This window comes from Pseudomonas sp. HUK17 (genome assembly GCF_001566765.1).
This window is the reverse complement of record NZ_LSMW01000014.1, coordinates 185916-201565: the sequence shown is the minus strand read 5'-3', so window position 1 is coordinate 201565 and position 15650 is coordinate 185916. Positions and strand designations below refer to the sequence as shown.

Here is a 15650-nt window from a genome sequence, read left to right as displayed (position 1 = left end):
TGTGGGGTTTCCCCATGTGAGAGTAGGTCATCGTCAAGCGCCTAACACCCAGCACCCCCGCTCAGTTCACTCTGGCGGGGGTGTTGTCTTTGAGGCGGGAAAAATCTGGTCGGACGCCAGGGTGCTTGGGGTTGCCCTCACCCTAGCCCTCTCCCGGGGGGAGAGGGGACGGGGGCGGTGCGGCTGGGATCTTGAGGGCTACCTGACCGCCAAGGTGCGGCTTGAGGTCTGCAAGAGCACCGACAGCCCGGCTGCGCCGGGCTGTCGTGTTTAAAGCGCGGCAAGGGGCCGGTGTAGGTTGGCGCTGAGCGCAGCGAAGCCCAACGATCAGGTCTGCTGCAGGGATCAAGCGAGCTGCGGCGGGGCGTTGAGGGGGCGAGGTTGGCTTCCGGATATTGGGCTTCGCTAGGCTCAGCCCAACCTACGACAGCGTTACGCGAGCAAGAAAAAGCCCGGCGTGTGCCGGGCTTTTTGCGTTCTGGAAGGACTCAGGCGGGGTCGGGCAAGGCCAGGTCGCGTTTGACAATGTACTTCCAGTCGGCTTCGTCGATGTAGATACCGCCGGGGCCGCTGCCACCTTCGAGGTCGATGGCAACCTGGGCGCTGACCTGGGGTTTGACGCTGGCCAGGATGGGCACGAAGCCCAGTTGCTGGCTGGTCTCGATCAGGGCCTGCTGGTTGCGTTCGTCGATGTCGGCGGCTTCGTCCAGGTAGTAGGGCAAGCGGATCTTGGCGGCCTGCTCCCGGTCCATCAGGTGCAGCAACAGGTACATGTTGGTCAGCGCCTTGATGGTCATGGTGGTGCCATTGGACGCGGCGCCGTCGATGTCGGTGTGCAGGATCGGCTGGCCGCCCTGCTTGGTGATCTCGAAGGCCAACTCGAAGAGGTCCTTGAGGCCGAGCTGGTTGCCGTTGGCGGCCACCAGGCGTGCCAGGTATTCCTTGGCGTCCTCGTTCTTCTGGTCCTGGCTGCTGTCCTGGGTGAGATCGAACACCGAGAGGGTCTCGCCTTCCTCGTACTGACCCGCGCTGTGGATGATCTGGTCGATGTGCTTGAGCGCTTCCTTATTGGGCGCCAGGACAATGCGGAAGCTTTCCAGGTTGGAGACCTGCTTGCGGTTGATCTCGCGGTTGAACAGCTGCAGCTGGTGTTCCAGGTTGTCGTAGTCGCTGCGGATGTTTCTCAGGGTGCGGGCGATATCGGTGACGGCGGCGCGGCGGGCCTTGGCCAGGGTCAGGGCTTCGTCCTGGCGATGGGCATAGGCATTGACCAGCAGCTGCAGGCGACGCTCGGGGTCTTCCTCGTTATCGAACTTGGCGACACCCTTGAGGCGGACCTGGGCATAGAGCGCCTCGATCTGGGTGTCCGCGCGCTGCAGGGCCTGCCAGGTGTCCTGGTAGTCGTTGAGCAGCGGCAGCAGGTTCTCCAGGGAATCGTCCACCGCTTCCATGAAGGGCCTGCCCTGGGGCAGGTCGGTGGGCAGCAGCTGCCGGCGGCGCAGGGCGTCGGCCAGGGTGCGGTCCTTGGCTTCCAGGTCGGCCAGCTGGCGGCCGATCAGCTGCAGCTTGGCAGAGAGTTGCTGGACGCGTTCGGTGAAGGCGTCACCAGCGCGCCTCAGTTCGTCCTGGGCGGCTTCCAGCTGGGCCAGCTGTTCGAGTTTTTCGTTTTCTTCGGTGCCGAGGGTCTGGCAGCGGCGGAAATCTTCCAGGGCCTTCTGGGCATCCAGGACCTGCTGGTAGAGGGCTTCGGCCTGGGCCTTGCTGGCCTGGCGGTCAAGGCTGACGCCCTGCTGGGCCTTGAGTTGCTTGAGTTCGCGCTCCAGGCGATCTTTCTGGTCGCGCAAGGCGGCACGGTCGGCCAGGGCCTGCAGGGTGGGCGGCTCGATCCCCGAAAGGTCGAGGGACAGGCCCGGCAGTTCGAGGTGATCGCCCTGAAAACGTGCCAGGATGCCTTCGAAGGTCTTTACCCAACTGCCGTCTTCGGCCAGTTCGACGCCCTTGGGGCCGAGTGGCAGGCTGAACAACTGGCCGTTGAACAGCCGCATCAGGCGATCGACGTCGGCTTGGCTGAATTCCTCGCGCAGGCGGGCGTAGCTGTTATTGTCGGCGTGATCGAGTTGCTGACGAATACCCTTGAGGCGCTGTTCCAGTTCGCGGACGCGCTGGTCGAGGTCTTCGCTGCTGAACTGACGGGCCTGGGAGAGGGCGCCGGCCAGTTCGTCGTGGGCGTCCTTGGCCGCCAGCAGCTGGGCTTCCAAGGGTGCGGTGGAGTCCACCAGGGCGAAGCGGTGCTTGAGCTGGGCCAAGTCGGCGAGCCAGCGTTGCAGGCTGCTGATCTCGCGCTCGCGACGCATCAGCTCACTGGTACCGTCACGCTGGCTCTGCTGCAGGCCGTCCTGTTCCTGGCGATAGTGCTCGGTCTGGGCCAGCAGCTCGTCGCGATGGTCGATCGCGTAGTGCTGCCAGGTGCCGAGCAGACTGTCGAGCAGGGGCGAAAGGCGATGCAGCTTGCCTCTCAGGTGATCGCGCTGTTCGACGCCCTTGGCCAGGGCTTCCACCAGCGGGCCGGCGGCCACCAGGGACTGGTAGTCCTGCTCCATGCGGCGCACGTCGCGGAAGGCTTCCTCGCAGGCGGCGATGTAGTCGACGCTGCCGGATCTCAGGCTGTGCTCGAAGGCGTCGAGAAACAGCTGCTTGAGCTTGGCGGCGGTAATCTCGCGCATGTGCAGCAGATTGATGAACAGGGCGCGGAAGGTCTTGAGACTCTGTTCGCTGGTGGATCGGAGTGGAATCAGGGTCAGGTCCAGCGGAATGCTGGTGTGGCCGCCGACCAGCAGGCGGCGCAACTCCTCGGGTTTGACCTCGTAGGCCTTGAGGCCGGCACGCTCCAGGCTGGCGAAGAGTTCGCGCTGGCGCAGGCAGGCACCGTCGCGCTGGTAGTGGGCCAGATCAAGTTCGCCGGCATAGGCGAAGAACTGGTGACCGAAGCCGCCCCCCGGACCGCGACCGGCCACGCCGATGACGTGGGGGCCATGGGCCAGGCGCAATTCGATGAGGATGTAGCTGGTGTCGGTGGCGAAGTAGAACTTGCGCGACTGCTCGTTGCTGTACTTGCCGAAGCTCATGTCGGAGAGCCGCGCCAGGATGGGGAATTGCAGGGCGTTGATCGAGGCGCTCTTGCCGAGGTTGTTGGCGCCATAGACCGACAGCGGCTGTTCCAGCGGGAAGAGGCCGAGGCTGTAGCCGGCGGTATTGAGCAGGGCGAAGCGGCTGATGCCGTAGCGGATCATAGGTCGAACTCCCGTTCTGCGGCGATGGCGCGGGCCAGGGCGGCCTCTTCGTCATCCTCGTCGGCGCTCTCCTCGTCGCTGGCCAGGATCGGAGCCGGCAGCGGCAGGTCGCTGGCATGCAGGCCGGCGGCCAGGTCGCGGTCCTGCTGTACGGTCAGGCAGACATCCAGGAAACGGTGCATGGGCGGCAGGAAGCGGTAGGTGCCGTTGCTGTCCAGGGCGAAGCCGAGCTGGGTCAGGCGGCGCAGGATCTTTTCCTCCAGTTCTTCCTGGGTGGTCACCTCGGCCTGCAGGAAGAGATCGCGGTACTTGTCCAGCAGCGCCGGCAACTCGTGCCGACCCAGGGTGCCGCCGTCGAGCACGGCCAGGGGGTCGCGGCCCTGGTCGGCCAGGTGCTCGACCAGGATGAAGGTGAACAGCGCCAGACGCTGGGCGGTCTTGTTGACCTGGGCGCCCATTTGCTCGGGGACGAAATAGTAGAAGCCGCGTGGATCGCAGACCAGTTCGAAGCCGAGTGCGCGGAACAGGGCGCGGTACTGGTCCTGCAGCTGGCTGAGCTGGGCGTAGCTCTCGGGCTCGCTGCGGGACAGGTGATAGCCCTTGAACAACTCGCGGAAGATGGGCGCGAGCTGGGTCATTTCATTGAGATCAAGTTGCATGGGCGTCGCTCGCGAGAGATCGGGCGGTCAGGGCGTAGGAGCATAGGCTGACGCGGTGTTCGAGGGTGTCGTAGTGGCGCCGATCCAGCCGCTGGCGCTGGAAGCGCGTATCCCGGGACAGGCGCGAGAACCAGTAGAGCAGCTCGTCGGTGTCGCCGGCCGGCTCCTGTTCCAGCAGCCAGGCCATGAGGTCGGGCAGCGGCAGGGCGTCCTGGCAGAGATCGAGCATCTCGCGGGCGGTACGGGGCGCGGCCGGGCGTTCGCTGTCACGCGGGCGACTGGTCTGGCTGGGGAAGCGCGCCGGCTTGGGCTCGAAGCGGGCCAGTGCGTAGACATAGCTTTCCACCTGGGCGGTGGTGCCGAGGAAGACGCTCTGTGGCCGGCTGAACAGCGGCAAGGCGGCCTGGGGCACGGCGTCGAGACCCTTGCGGCGAATGGTGGCCAGGGCCAGGGCGGCGCCGCGGGTCACGGCGTTGTGCCGGCGTGCCTCTTCGCGCAGCGGCAAGAGCAGTTCGCGGGCGCGTCTCAGGGCCAGCTGGGCAGCGTTGTGCATCTCCAGGATGCGCGCCTGGGTGCGCAGCAGCAGGTCGTCGTCGACCAGGTGGCCTAAGCGCTGCTGTTCACCCAGCAGGTGCAGGAGGACCTGCTCGACGCGATGCACGCCGCGTTCGAAGGCGCCGTCGGCGGCCACCAGCTGGATCATCGGCTCGACGTATTCGTCCCAGGTGGCCAGCACCTCGGCATAGCGTTGGCGCAGGGGAATCTGGCGGTCGCTGGTCTTGGCGCGTTCGGCGACGCCTTCCAGGGCATGGCCATCGTTGGCGAGCTTCTTGAGGACGTCGCGCACGCGCATGTCCAGCAGGCGCAGCTGGCGAACGAGATCGGGGCCGTCGCGGTTGTCGAAGGCTTCGCGGATGTGGCCGGCGAGGCGTTCCAGGTGGCGCAGGTAGGCCTCGATTTCCAGGCACAGGCCCAAGCGGTGTTCGCGCCTGAGGTAGCCGAGGAAGTCGTGGATCTGGCCATTGAGTTCGAAGCGGTTGGGGCTCTTGGCCACCGGCACCAGGATGTCGAGGCGGATCCAGGTGTCCAGCAGGGCCGTCAGGTCGGCCGGCGTGCGCTCGGGCAACTGCTCGGCGAGGCGGGCGCGCAGTTCGGCCAGGCCCAGGGTACCGCTGTCGAAGTGGGTGCACAGCGGGTCGATGAGGTGCCAGTGTTCGGCAAGGGTACGCAGGACGCGTTTGGGGTCGATCATGGCGGGGACCGCACCAGACAAAAGCGCCATTGTACTCCAGACGCCAGAGCCTTCGATGTGACCGCGGTGGGACCGATGGGCAGGGCGGCCTTTCGATCCGGGACGATCCGGGCGACAATGCCGCCCCGCATAATCCCGCCGCGTGTCCGAAGGATCCGCCCATGTCCGACCCCGTCCCTTCCACCAGCCCCTCGCTTGCCGCCGAGGCGCGTCGTCGCGCCTATCTGCAGGCGCTGCAGCTGGATGTCTGGGTGCCGCGTACGGTATTGCCCTTCGCGGCGCCTTCGCGGCCGGAAGCCCTGTGGGTCGAGGAACCGGAGCAGGCGCCCGTCGCCGCCCGGGTGGTACGCCCGGAGCCGGTAGCCAAGGCTGCGCCAGCCGCTGCAGTAGTCGAGGCGCCGACGGCGAATCGTCCGCGCATCGAGATCCCGCGACCCAGCGCAATAAAGCCGGCTGCGGCCACGGTGGTCGAGGCGGAGCCGGAGCGCGCGTCTCCACCACTGCGCGAGCCGGCGCCGCGCTTCGCCTTGCAGCTGTTGCAGGCCGGGCGTTGCCTGTTGCTGCTGGAATTGCCCACTGGCGATACTCTGGGTTCGCGCGATCCTGCCTATCTGTTGCTGCGGGATCTGCTGCGCGCTGCTGGCCTGCCGGATACGCCACGGATCGTCAGCGAAGAACCCATTCGCTGGCCGCTGCTCAACAGCGGTCAACTCGACCAGGGGCCGGCCGCGGCCTGCGAATTCGTGCAGAGCTTCGTCTCGGGGCACCAGGAGCGCCTGGGCGAGGGCCTGGGGCTCTGGCTGATCGGCGGCGCGGCGCGGCGCTGCGGTGGCGTCGAGGATGCGCAGCTCACCGGTGTGGAACAGGACACCGCCCTGGGACCGGCCTGGCTGGTGCCAGGGCTGGATATCTTGATGGAAGAGCCGGCTGCCAAGGCCAGGCTCTGGCAAGCCATGCGCCCGCAGCGGCGCCGCTGGATGGAACAGCAATGAACGATGCGGTGAGCTTTCGGCGGATGACCGAAGCCGATCTGAACACGGTATTGAAGATCGAATATCAGGCCTTCAGCCACCCCTGGACCCGCGGCATCTTCCTGGATGCGCTCAAGTCCTACGACTGCTGGGTGATGACGGCCGGCGAGCAGCAGGTGGGGCATGGAGTGATCAACGTCATTCTCGACGAAGCTCATCTGCTCAATATCACCATCAAGCCGGAAAGCCAGGGGCGCGGTCTCGGTCTGCGCCTGCTGGAGCATCTGCTGCAGGAAGCGCGCAAGGCCAAGGCCAACGAGTGCTTTCTGGAGGTGCGCGCCAGCAATCAGTCGGCCTACCGGCTGTACGAACGCTATGGCTTCAACGAGATCGGCCGCCGGCGGGACTATTATCCCGCGGTCGGCGGCCGGGAAGATGCGCTGGTGATGGCCTGTACGCTGCTCGACTAGGCCGTCAGCGGTTTTTAGTGATCGGCGCGTTTTTCGTCCAGATCCAGACTGGTGTCACCGGCGAGGTCTTCGTCGTTGGCGTCCAGATCGGCGTAGCGGGCGTCCCGTTGGGTTTCGGCTTCGTTGGGCTCGTCGGCCTCGCCGTCCCACGCCTGGCCGTCCAGGGGATGGCTGCGACCCAATTCGGCTTCGTCCTGGCCCGAGCCGCCGCCGATGTCCGTGTCTTCGACCACGCTCAGCTCCTTGTCATTGGGCCAGGCATCGCCGTAGTCGGTCGGCGAACGGGCGCCGGTCTCGTCCAGCAGGGTTTCCGGACTGGCGTCGTCCATGGTCGGTTGATGATCCAGGGTTTCGCCACCGGTCATGCCGGCCTGGCGCACGCGCTCCTCGGGGAATTGGCCTTCATAGTCGCGCTCGTCCATTTCGTCGCCGATGCGACCACCGCGCTCGTCCTTACGCTCGCTGAAGTCGAGTTCGCGCATGTCGCCCATGCGGTCCTGGATGTCATCGATCTCTTCGGGGGTCTTGGTGATGTCGGGCTTGTTCATGGTGGTCTCCAAAGGCAGGGCTGCTAGAGCATCTCCCTGAATCCGACTACGCGTCGGCAAGGGGAATTCCTCGGCACCGCCGGAAGGTGTGAACGAACCATACGGTGACCCGGCAGTCGTACCTTCCATGATCGACCTCGACAGCCTCACCTCATCGGGCCAGCCACTGGCCTTCTTCTTCGATCTGGATGGCACCCTGGCAGAATTGCAGCCACGTCCGGAACAGGTTTTCATTCCCGCCGAAACCCTCGCCGCCCTCGAACAGCTGGCGCGCTACCATGGCGTCGCCGTGGTTTCCGGGCGCCCGCTGTCCGAGATTGATGGCTTCACGGCGCCGCTGCGGCTGGCCGCGGCTGGGGTGCATGGCGCCGAATGGCGCGATCCCCAAGGCAAGACCCATCGGGTGACCCTGGACGCTGAGATGCTGGCGCAAGTCGGTGCCCGTCTAGAAGCGGCCCTGGCCGAACATCCGGACCTGCTGCTCGAACGCAAGAGCGTGGCCTTCGCCCTGCACTATCGCCAGGCGCCGGACAAGGAAGCCCTGGTACGCGAACTGGCCGAAGGCATCGCGGCCGACCATCCCGAATTCAAGTTGCAGCCGGGCAAGTGCGTCTTCGAACTCAAGCCCGCTGCGGCGAGCAAGGGCGAAGCCATCGCCCGTTTTCTCGAACTGGAACCCTTTGCCGGCTGCCTGCCGGTGTTTCTCGGTGATGATCGCACCGATGAAGAGGGGTTCGCTGTCGTCAATGCGCGAGGCGGTCTGACCGTCAAGGTGGGGGAGGGGGAGACGGTCGCCAAGACCCGCCTGCCTTCGGTCCAAGCGGTAGCCCTCTGGCTGCAACAGCTGAGCCGCGACCTCGCGCCACATTATAAGCAAGGAGATTAGGATGAGCCGTTTAGTGGTGGTATCGAATCGGGTCGCCCCGATCGAAGAAGGTAAGGCGACCGCGGGTGGTCTGGCGGTGGGCGTGCTGGACGCCCTGCGCAAGTCGGGTGGCATCTGGTTCGGCTGGAACGGCGAGACGGTCAAGGAAAACGGGCCGGCCAAGACCCAGACCAAGGACAATATCGACTACGTAACCTTCGGCCTGACCAAGCGTGACTACGACCACTACTACCGCGGTTTTTCCAACGCCACCCTCTGGCCGATCTTCCATTACCGGATCGATCTGGCGCGCTACAACCGCGAAGAGTACGACGGCTATCGACGCGTCAACATGGCCATGGCCGAGCGCCTGAAACCCTTGCTCAAGCCCGATGACATCATCTGGGTGCACGATTACCACCTGATTCCCTTCGCCGAAGCCTGCCGCATGCTGGGCATTCGCAACCGTATCGGGTTCTTCCTGCACATTCCTTTCCCGGCGCCGGAAATCCTCACTGCGATTCCGCCGCACAACGAATTGCTCAAGACCCTGTGTTTCTATGACCTGATCGGCTTCCAGACCGATACCGACCAGCTGGCCTTCCAGGACTACATCACCCGCGAAGTACGCGGCGTGCTGGAAAAGGATGGCAGTCTGACCGCATATGGCCACAACTTCCGCGTGGGCGTCTATCCCATCGGCGTGATGCCGGACGTCATCCAGAAGCAGGCCGAGTCCTATCGCACGCGGCGCCAGTTCATCTCGCGCAGCATCGAGGGTGTGCCCTACAAGACCATCGTCAGCGTCGACCGGCTCGACTACTCCAAAGGTCTGGTGGAGCGCTTCCAGGCGTTCGAAAAGCTGCTGGAGCATTTCCCCGAGCATCATCGGGCGGTGCAGTTCGTGCAGATCGCGCCCTCGTCGCGGGCGGACGTGGTCTCCTACCAGAACATCCGCCGCCAACTGGAAAGCCATGCCGGCCATATCAACGGCCACTTCTCCGAGCTGGACTGGACACCGATCCGCTACCTGAACAAGAGTTATGACCGGCGCACGGTGATGGGGTTGTTCCGTTCTTCCGACGTGGGTCTGGTGACCCCGCTGCGAGATGGCATGAACCTGGTGGCCAAGGAGTACGTGGCGGCCCAGGATCCGGAGAATCCCGGCGTGCTGGTACTGTCGCGCTTCGCTGGCGCGGCGCGCGAGCTCAATTCCGCGCTCATCGTGAACCCCTATGACCATGTCGGCATGGCCGAGGCACTGGACCGGGCGCTGCGCATGCCGCTGGAAGAGCGCAAGTCGCGCTACGAAGACATGATGCGGGTGATTCGCAAGGCGGATCTGGCCTCCTGGCGCGACAACTTCCTGCGCGACCTCCGCGCCTTCAGCTCCAAGGCGCTGGTGCAGTCCATCGAGACCAAGGACGCGGCTAGCGAAGAGGTCGACAGCAAGCAGAAGGTCGCCCTGTAAGCTTTTCGCGGTGCGATTGAGCCCGGCTTAGGTCGGGCTTTTTCATGGGGCGAGGCTGAGGTCCGGAGTGAAAGGCCCCTCACCCTGGCCCTCTCCCGGAGGGAGAGGGGACTAAAAGCGGTGCCACGGTGGACTTTTTCGTGGGCAATAAAAAAGGGCCAGCTTACGCTGACCCTTGGAAATAGGTGGTGGCTACGCAGGGACTTGAACCCCGGACCCCAGCATTATGAATGCTATGCTCTAACCAGCTGAGCTACGTAGCCATCCGAGGCGCGCATTATTGGCAAGGCGCCGGTGGCTGTCAAGCCTTCTGCTCAAGAAATTTCTGTTTGTCGATCAAGCGTTTGCGCGGCGCTGTCTCAGCGTAACCAATGCTTGTCTACGTACTTCTGAATCTCCTGACGCATGAAGCGCCCCGACTCATCGGCGCGTTCTTCCCAGCCGAACACACAGGACGTGACGATGCCGTCGAAACCCACCTTGGCCAGCGAGGAAAAGAACAGGTCCCAGTCGATCTCGCCCTGGTACATGTTCATATGCTGATGCACGCTTACCTGGGCACCTGGCGGATTGACGATATAGCGCAGGCCTGAGGAAGCCTTGTGGTTCCAGGTATCGGCAATGTGCACGTGGCCGATCAGCGAGCCGGCATCCGCGATCATCTGGGCCATGTCGTCGCCGAAGTAGAAGGTGTGGGGCGCGCAATAAAGAAATTTGACGTTGGCGGACCCGATGCTTTTGAGCATGTCGATGGCCGGATGCAACGTCTCGCACCAGTCTTCCGGATGCGGCTCCATGTTCAGGGTGATGCCTTCGCGCTCGAAGATCGGGACCAGCTCTTCCATCGAGCGCCACCAGGCCGCTTCGCTGGACTCATGACTATGGCTGCCGCCACAGCAACTGATCTTGTGACCGCGCTCGGGCGAGGGACCACGACCGAATTCGGAATTCATGGTGTCGCAGCCTAGCTCCACCGCTACCTGGATGGCTTCCTTCCAGTAATTGACTGCGGCCTGGCGTTCGTCCTCGTGGGGACTGGCCCAGCGGTACATGGGCAGTAGCGAGGCGACCTGCAGACCATGGTCCTTGAGCGCTTTTTTGAGTTCGGCGATGCGCTCCGAATGTGCTCGCGGACGCTTCCACCAGGGTAGGAAGTCTTCCCTCGGCGAGAGCTCCAGATATTCGAAGCCGGACTCCGCTACCCGCCGACAGGTCTCCGCGAGGCTCAGGTTGCGATACATGTAGGGATCAATGGCGATCTTCATGGCATGACTCCTGGATACGATGATCTTGAAGGTGAATGGCGAGCAGTGGCATCAGCCCAGCTTGCGGAAGTAGCGTTCGAGGGATTCCAACGAGTGGCCGCGGGTCTCTGGCAGGTAGCGGAACACGAAGGTCAAGGCCACCAGTCCTAGCGCGAAGAACAGGAAGAAGGTGGTGGAGATGCTGAACCAGGCCACCAGTTGCAGGAAGAAGAAACCCACCAGGAAGTTGACCAGCCACAGTACGAAGCCGGACATGCCCAAGGCGAAGCCGCGGATGCGCATGGGGAAGATCTCCGCCAGCATCAGCCAGGTCACTGGCGAGATGGCGCCTTGCTGGAAAGCCAGAAAAGCCACGGTCAGGGAGAGAATGGCGAAGCCGCGGGTAAGGCCCGGCTCGAGGATCAGGGACAGCACTCCGATCAGCAGCAGCGAGGTGGTGGTACCGAGCAGACCGATCAGCAGCATGGGGCGGCGGTTGACCCGGCCCAACAACCAGATGCCGACGAAGGTGGCCACCACCGAGATGGCGCCATTGGCGACGTTGGCGATCAGAGCGCCCTTCGTTGCGAATCCGGAATCGGTGAGGATCTGGGTGCCGTAGTACATGATGGAGTTGACCCCGGTGATCTGCTGGGTGACGGCGATGCCCAGGCCGATGAGAAAGACGCGGCGGATCCAGGGGGTCTTGAGGTCGGCCCAGCCACCTTCACCCTGGCGGGCGTCGTCTTCGGCCTGCTGGCGAACTTCACGAGCTTCAGCTTGAGCGTGGTGCTCCTCGCGAATCTGGCGCAGGGTGCGCAACATCTCGCCGAAGCGTCCCTTGGAGGCCAGCCAGCGTGGGCTCTCCGGCACGCTGAGCATGCCGATCCACAACACGATGGCGGGAAGGGTGGCGATCACCAGCATCCAGCGCCAGGTGTGGTCGCCGTCGTAGAAATTGGCGATCAGGGCGTTGTTGGTGAAGGCCAGCAACTGACCGGTGACGATCATCAGCTCCTGACGGGTAACCAGCTGCCCGCGTAAATGCTTGGGAGCCATCTCGGCCAGGTAGACCGGCACGGTGACCGAGGCGCCGCCCACGGCAAGACCAAGCACGAAGCGGGCGAGCACCATCGTGGCGGTATTGGGCGCGAAGGTGCAGCCCAGGGTGCCCAGCATGAAGATGAACGAGAGCAGCAGAATGATGCGCCGGCGGCCATGGGCGTCGGAAAAACGTCCGCTGACGATCGAGCCCAGGGCTGCGCCGAATACCAGTGAGGAGACCACTAGGCTTTCGGTGAGCGGGGTCAGGTGCAGGTCGTTCTTGATGAAGGGCAGGGCGCCGTTGATGACGCCGGTATCGTAGCCGAACAGCAGGCCGCCAAAGGTGGCTATGGTGGTGATGACCTGGAGTTTGCGACTACTGGGGGTGGCACCGGCGGGCGATGCGGTGCCGGCCAGAGCGATCTTGCTGGTTTCCATGGAAAGAGCCTCGACGAGTCGTGAAAAGAGGGGGACTAGGCGAGAGCTGAGGGCGGCCGACCGAGCGGAAGGGCTTGGACTGACAGCGTGCAGTGAGGGGGCATGGGCATGAGGACTCCTTGTTGTTCTTGTCGACCGAGGCGCGGGAGTGATCGGCCATCGAAAGGCTTGGCCTCATCCTAGGCACAGGTCTTCGCTCATGCAATTAAAATATCGTTTATATCCTTTTAGAAAATATTTTCTAAAAAATGGACGAGGCTTCTTCGAGAGCGGAAGGTCTGCTCTGGCCCGCCCTTATCAAGCTAGTCGTCTTCTTCCTGAGTCAGCTGAATCTCATCCATCTTCAATTCCAGGCGATAGCCAAGGGCCAGGAACAGCGCCTGACAAAGGCACAGGGTGGCACTCAACGATCGGAAGGCGAAGGCGCTGCCTTCATTGACCAGTAGCAGCGCGCTGGCGCGCTTGGCCAGGGGCGAGAGGTTGCTGTCGGTGATGATCAGCGTCTTGGCCTTGTGGTGCTGGGCAATGCGCACGCATTGCTGACTTTCCTTGCCATAGGGGCTGAAGCTGATGGCGATCAGCAGGTCGCCCTGGGCGATGCTGCGCATCTGCTCGCGATAGCCGCCGCCCAGCCCGGTGATGAGGTGGATGCGCTTGTTGGTGTGCTGCAGGTTGTAGACCAGGTAATCGGCTACGGCGAAGGAGCGCCGCACCCCCACCACATAGATGTTCTCGGCATTCACCAGCAGGTCGACGGCCTTGGCGAAGGCGGCGTCGTCCAGTTCTTCGGCCAGTCGATCCAGGCCTGAGCGGGTGGCGTTGATGCACTCGCGAGCCAGATCGCCGCTGCTGGCCCGCTGGCTCTTGTTGGCGATCATGTTGCGGATGCGCTGCTGGTAGTTCTGCACCGGCGTGGTCTTGTGGGTGTAGGCCTCGCGAAACAGTGCCTGCATTTCGCTGAAGCCCTTGAAACCGAAGCGCTGGGAGAAGCGCACGATGGCTGAAGGATGGACTTCGCACTGGCTGGCAATGTCGCTGATGCGATCGACCATGACCCTGTCGCTCTGCTGGCTGACATAGGCCGCAACGCGCTTGAGCTGGCGTGGCAGGGCGTCGTAATCGCGGGTGATACAGGCCAGCAGTTGCTCGACATTGCCAGGCGGATCGGCCAGCGGAGCGCTGCTGGTAACGTCGTCGGCCAGGGAATCAGAGGGCATGGGCAATCTCACGGTGGGATTCTTATGTCGGCAACTTAACCCATTCGGCGGGTGGCGTCGAAGTCGGGTACCGGTCCAGGCGTCTTCCGGATATGGAAATTAAATTCCATAAATACTCATGTGGAATTTTTGTTGATTTGTTGGTGGCGGCGTTCTAGCCTGAGCTCACTTCAAAACGTATTCGGCCCTCGGGTACGAACGGTCGGCCGATAACAATAAGCAGGAGCCACCAATGGGTGACAATTTCTTCGCCAGTGGACGCCAGTTCGACGTGATCTGCCTCGGGCGGCTGGGCGTCGACCTCTATGCGCAGCAGATCGGCGCGCCACTGGAAGACGTCAGCAGCTTCGCCAAGTACCTGGGCGGGTCCTCCGCCAACATCGCCTTCGGCACTGCGCGCCTGGGGCTGAAGTCGGCGATGCTGACCCGGGTCGGCGATGACCATATGGGCCGTTTCCTGACCCAGACCCTGGCGCGTGAAGGCTGCGACACTCGCGGCGTTCGGGTGGATCGCGAGCGCCTGACCGCCATGGTGCTGCTGGGCATCAAGGACCGCGAGACCTTTCCCCTGGTGTTCTATCGCGAGAATTGCGCCGATATGGCGCTGGGCGTGGACGACATCGACGAGGCCTTCATCGCCAGCAGCAAGGCGCTGTTGATCACCGGTACCCACTTCTCCACCGAGGGCGTGTTCCAGGCCAGCAGCCGGGCGCTGGACTACGCCGAGCGCAATGGCGTGAAGCGGGTGCTGGACATCGATTACCGCCCCGTGCTCTGGGGGCTGACCGGCAAGGCCGATGGCGAGACCCGCTTCATCGCCAGCGCCGAGGTCAGCGCCCATGTGCAGCGCATCCTGCCGCGCTTCGACCTGGTGGTGGGCACCGAAGAGGAATTCCAGATCGCCGGGGGCAGCGAAGACCTGCTCACCGCCCTGCGCCGGGTGCGCGAGGTGACCGCGGCGACCCTGGTGGTCAAGCTCGGCGCCCAGGGCTGCACGGTGCTCCACGGCGCCATCCCGGCGCGTCTCGAGGAGGGCGAGATCCATCGCGGCATCCGCGTCGAGGTGCTCAATGTGCTGGGGGCGGGCGATGCCTTCATGTCCGGCTTCCTGCGTGGCTGGCTGACCGGTGGCGATGATGCCGAATGCTGCCGGCTGGCCAATGCCTGCGGTGGACTGGTGGTATCGCGCCATGGCTGCGCCCCGGCCATGCCGACTCTGGCCGAACTGGACTACCTCCACCACAGCCCGGTGCCCATCACCCGGCCGGACCTCGATCCCGTGCTCACTCGCCTGCACCGGGTCAGCGTCCGCCGCCGCGTCTGGCAGCCGCTGTTCATCTTCGCCTTCGATCACCGCTACCAGCTGGTGGAAAGCGCCCAGCAGATGGGGGCCGATCCGGCGCGCATTCCCCAACTCAAGCAGTTGTTCGTCCAGGCCATCGCCGAGGTCGAGCAGGCGCTGGCGTGCCAGGGCGTGGCGGCAGATGTCGGGCTGCTGGCCGACGAGCGCTTCGGTCAGGATGCGCTGAATGCCGCCACCGGCCGTGGCTGGTGGGTGGCCCGCCCGGTGGAATTACAGAATTCGCGGCCGCTGGCCTTCGAGCACGGCCGCTCGGTGGGCAGCACCCTGCTGAGCTGGCCGGACGAGCAGATCATCAAGTGCCTGGTGCAATTCCACCCCGATGACGAGCCGCTGTTGCGGCTGGAGCAGGAGGCCCAGCTCAGGGGGCTGTACCAGGCGGCCCAGGCCAGCGGTCATGAGCTCCTGCTGGAAGTCATCCCGCCGAAGAACCATGCGTCCACCCGGCCCGACGTGCTCTACCGCGCCATCAAGCGGCTGTACAACCTGGGCATCTACCCTGACTGGTGGAAGATTGAGGCCCAGCCGGCCGGTGTCTGGCAGCAACTCGACGCCCTGATCGCCGAACGCGATCCCCATTGCCAAGGCGTAGTGCTGCTGGGCCTCAACGCCCCGGCCGAGGAACTGGCCGAAGGCTTTCGTCAGGCCAGTGCCAGTACCCGCTGCCGCGGCTTTGCCGTGGGCCGGACCATCTTCGGCCAACCGAGTCGGGCTTGGCTCGCCGGTGAGATCGACGATGCCGGGCTGATCGCCCAGGTGCGCGCCACCTTCGAATTCCTGATCCAGGCCTGGCGCGCCGCTCGCGCCTGATCGCTATCCAA

12 protein-coding genes and 1 tRNA gene are annotated in these 15650 nt (G+C 64.2%); 5 read left to right on the top strand and 8 right to left on the bottom strand.

Annotated elements, in window-relative coordinates:
- Window positions 1–488: 488 nt before the first annotated feature.
- From mksF to mksB, 3 genes are read right to left on the bottom strand one after another with little or no spacing between them, the layout of a single operon-like run.
- Window positions 489–3290 carry an Mks condensin complex protein MksF gene (gene mksF / locus AX284_RS10290; RefSeq protein ID WP_068385128.1) on the bottom strand — a complete coding sequence of 934 codons (2802 nt, stop codon included), beginning with the start codon at window positions 3288–3290 and terminating at the stop codon, window positions 489–491.
- Window positions 3287–3949, bottom strand: a complete 663-nt coding sequence (mksE, locus tag AX284_RS10285) for an Mks condensin complex protein MksE (protein ID WP_068385125.1) — start codon at window positions 3947–3949, stop codon at window positions 3287–3289. Before mksE ends, mksF begins: the two co-directional genes overlap by 4 nt.
- Window positions 3939–5201 carry an Mks condensin complex protein MksB gene (gene mksB, locus AX284_RS10280; RefSeq protein WP_068385122.1) on the bottom strand — a complete coding sequence of 421 codons (1263 nt, stop codon included), beginning with the start codon at window positions 5199–5201 and terminating at the stop codon, window positions 3939–3941. The genes mksE and mksB overlap by 11 nt, the downstream gene beginning before the upstream one ends.
- Before the next feature lie 161 nt (window positions 5202–5362).
- Between mksB and AX284_RS10275 the strand changes: the two genes are divergently transcribed.
- Both AX284_RS10275 and rimI read left to right on the top strand, forming a co-directional pair.
- A complete protein-coding gene (locus AX284_RS10275; RefSeq protein ID WP_068385120.1) occupies window positions 5363–6193 on the top strand; it encodes an energy transducer TonB in 831 nt (276 codons plus the stop codon).
- Window positions 6190–6642, top strand: a complete 453-nt coding sequence (rimI, locus tag AX284_RS10270) for a ribosomal protein S18-alanine N-acetyltransferase (RefSeq protein WP_017641143.1) — start codon at window positions 6190–6192, stop codon at window positions 6640–6642. Before AX284_RS10275 ends, rimI begins: the two co-directional genes overlap by 4 nt.
- Before the next feature lie 14 nt (window positions 6643–6656).
- Here the strand turns inward: rimI and AX284_RS10265 are convergent, their stop codons facing one another.
- The gene (locus tag AX284_RS10265; RefSeq protein WP_068385117.1) at window positions 6657–7190 is read right to left on the bottom strand and encodes a hypothetical protein; all 534 of its coding nucleotides are present in this window, start codon (window positions 7188–7190) and stop codon (window positions 6657–6659) included.
- Window positions 7191–7317: 127 nt separating this feature from the next.
- Here AX284_RS10265 and otsB point away from each other — a divergent pair, with 127 nt between their 5' ends.
- Together otsB and otsA are read left to right on the top strand one after the other, a co-directional pair.
- A complete protein-coding gene (gene otsB, locus AX284_RS10260; protein ID WP_068385114.1) occupies window positions 7318–8076 on the top strand; it encodes a trehalose-phosphatase in 759 nt (252 codons plus the stop codon).
- Between the two features lies 1 nt (window position 8077).
- On the top strand, window positions 8078–9526 hold the full coding sequence (otsA, locus tag AX284_RS10255) for an alpha,alpha-trehalose-phosphate synthase (UDP-forming) (protein WP_068385111.1): 1449 nt from the start codon (window positions 8078–8080) through the stop codon (window positions 9524–9526).
- Between the two features lie 186 nt (window positions 9527–9712).
- Here otsA and AX284_RS10250 read toward each other — a convergent pair.
- From AX284_RS10250 to AX284_RS10235, 4 genes are all read right to left on the bottom strand, one after another.
- Window positions 9713–9789: transfer RNA gene (locus tag AX284_RS10250), tRNA-Met, on the bottom strand.
- A gap of 96 nt (window positions 9790–9885) precedes the next feature.
- A complete protein-coding gene (locus AX284_RS10245; RefSeq protein WP_064309345.1) occupies window positions 9886–10791 on the bottom strand; it encodes a sugar phosphate isomerase/epimerase family protein in 906 nt (301 codons plus the stop codon).
- Window positions 10792–10842: 51 nt separating this feature from the next.
- Complete coding sequence (locus tag AX284_RS10240; RefSeq protein ID WP_017641138.1) at window positions 10843–12252, bottom strand: sugar porter family MFS transporter; 1410 nt, start codon at window positions 12250–12252, stop codon at window positions 10843–10845.
- 302 nt (window positions 12253–12554) lie between these two features.
- Window positions 12555–13469, bottom strand: a complete 915-nt coding sequence (locus AX284_RS10235; RefSeq protein WP_007161507.1) for a MurR/RpiR family transcriptional regulator — start codon at window positions 13467–13469, stop codon at window positions 12555–12557.
- A gap of 232 nt (window positions 13470–13701) precedes the next feature.
- Here AX284_RS10235 and AX284_RS10230 point away from each other — a divergent pair, with 232 nt between their 5' ends.
- Window positions 13702–15639 carry a bifunctional 5-dehydro-2-deoxygluconokinase/5-dehydro-2-deoxyphosphogluconate aldolase gene (locus AX284_RS10230; protein ID WP_068385108.1) on the top strand — a complete coding sequence of 646 codons (1938 nt, stop codon included), beginning with the start codon at window positions 13702–13704 and terminating at the stop codon, window positions 15637–15639.
- Window positions 15640–15650 lie beyond the last annotated feature (11 nt).

Coding starts and splice junctions, on each gene's coding strand:
- mksF (WP_068385128.1), bottom strand. CDS start 3,290: ATGATCCGCTACGGCATCAGCCGCTTCGCCCTGCTCAATACCGCCGGC.
- mksE (WP_068385125.1), bottom strand. CDS start 3,949: ATGCAACTTGATCTCAATGAAATGACCCAGCTCGCGCCCATCTTCCGC.
- mksB (WP_068385122.1), bottom strand. CDS start 5,201: ATGATCGACCCCAAACGCGTCCTGCGTACCCTTGCCGAACACTGGCAC.
- AX284_RS10275 (WP_068385120.1), top strand. CDS start 5,363: ATGTCCGACCCCGTCCCTTCCACCAGCCCCTCGCTTGCCGCCGAGGCG.
- rimI (WP_017641143.1), top strand. CDS start 6,190: ATGAACGATGCGGTGAGCTTTCGGCGGATGACCGAAGCCGATCTGAAC.
- AX284_RS10265 (WP_068385117.1), bottom strand. CDS start 7,190: ATGAACAAGCCCGACATCACCAAGACCCCCGAAGAGATCGATGACATC.
- otsB (WP_068385114.1), top strand. CDS start 7,318: ATGATCGACCTCGACAGCCTCACCTCATCGGGCCAGCCACTGGCCTTC.
- otsA (WP_068385111.1), top strand. CDS start 8,078: ATGAGCCGTTTAGTGGTGGTATCGAATCGGGTCGCCCCGATCGAAGAA.
- AX284_RS10245 (WP_064309345.1), bottom strand. CDS start 10,791: ATGAAGATCGCCATTGATCCCTACATGTATCGCAACCTGAGCCTCGCG.
- AX284_RS10240 (WP_017641138.1), bottom strand. CDS start 12,252: ATGGAAACCAGCAAGATCGCTCTGGCCGGCACCGCATCGCCCGCCGGT.
- AX284_RS10235 (WP_007161507.1), bottom strand. CDS start 13,469: ATGCCCTCTGATTCCCTGGCCGACGACGTTACCAGCAGCGCTCCGCTG.
- AX284_RS10230 (WP_068385108.1), top strand. CDS start 13,702: ATGGGTGACAATTTCTTCGCCAGTGGACGCCAGTTCGACGTGATCTGC.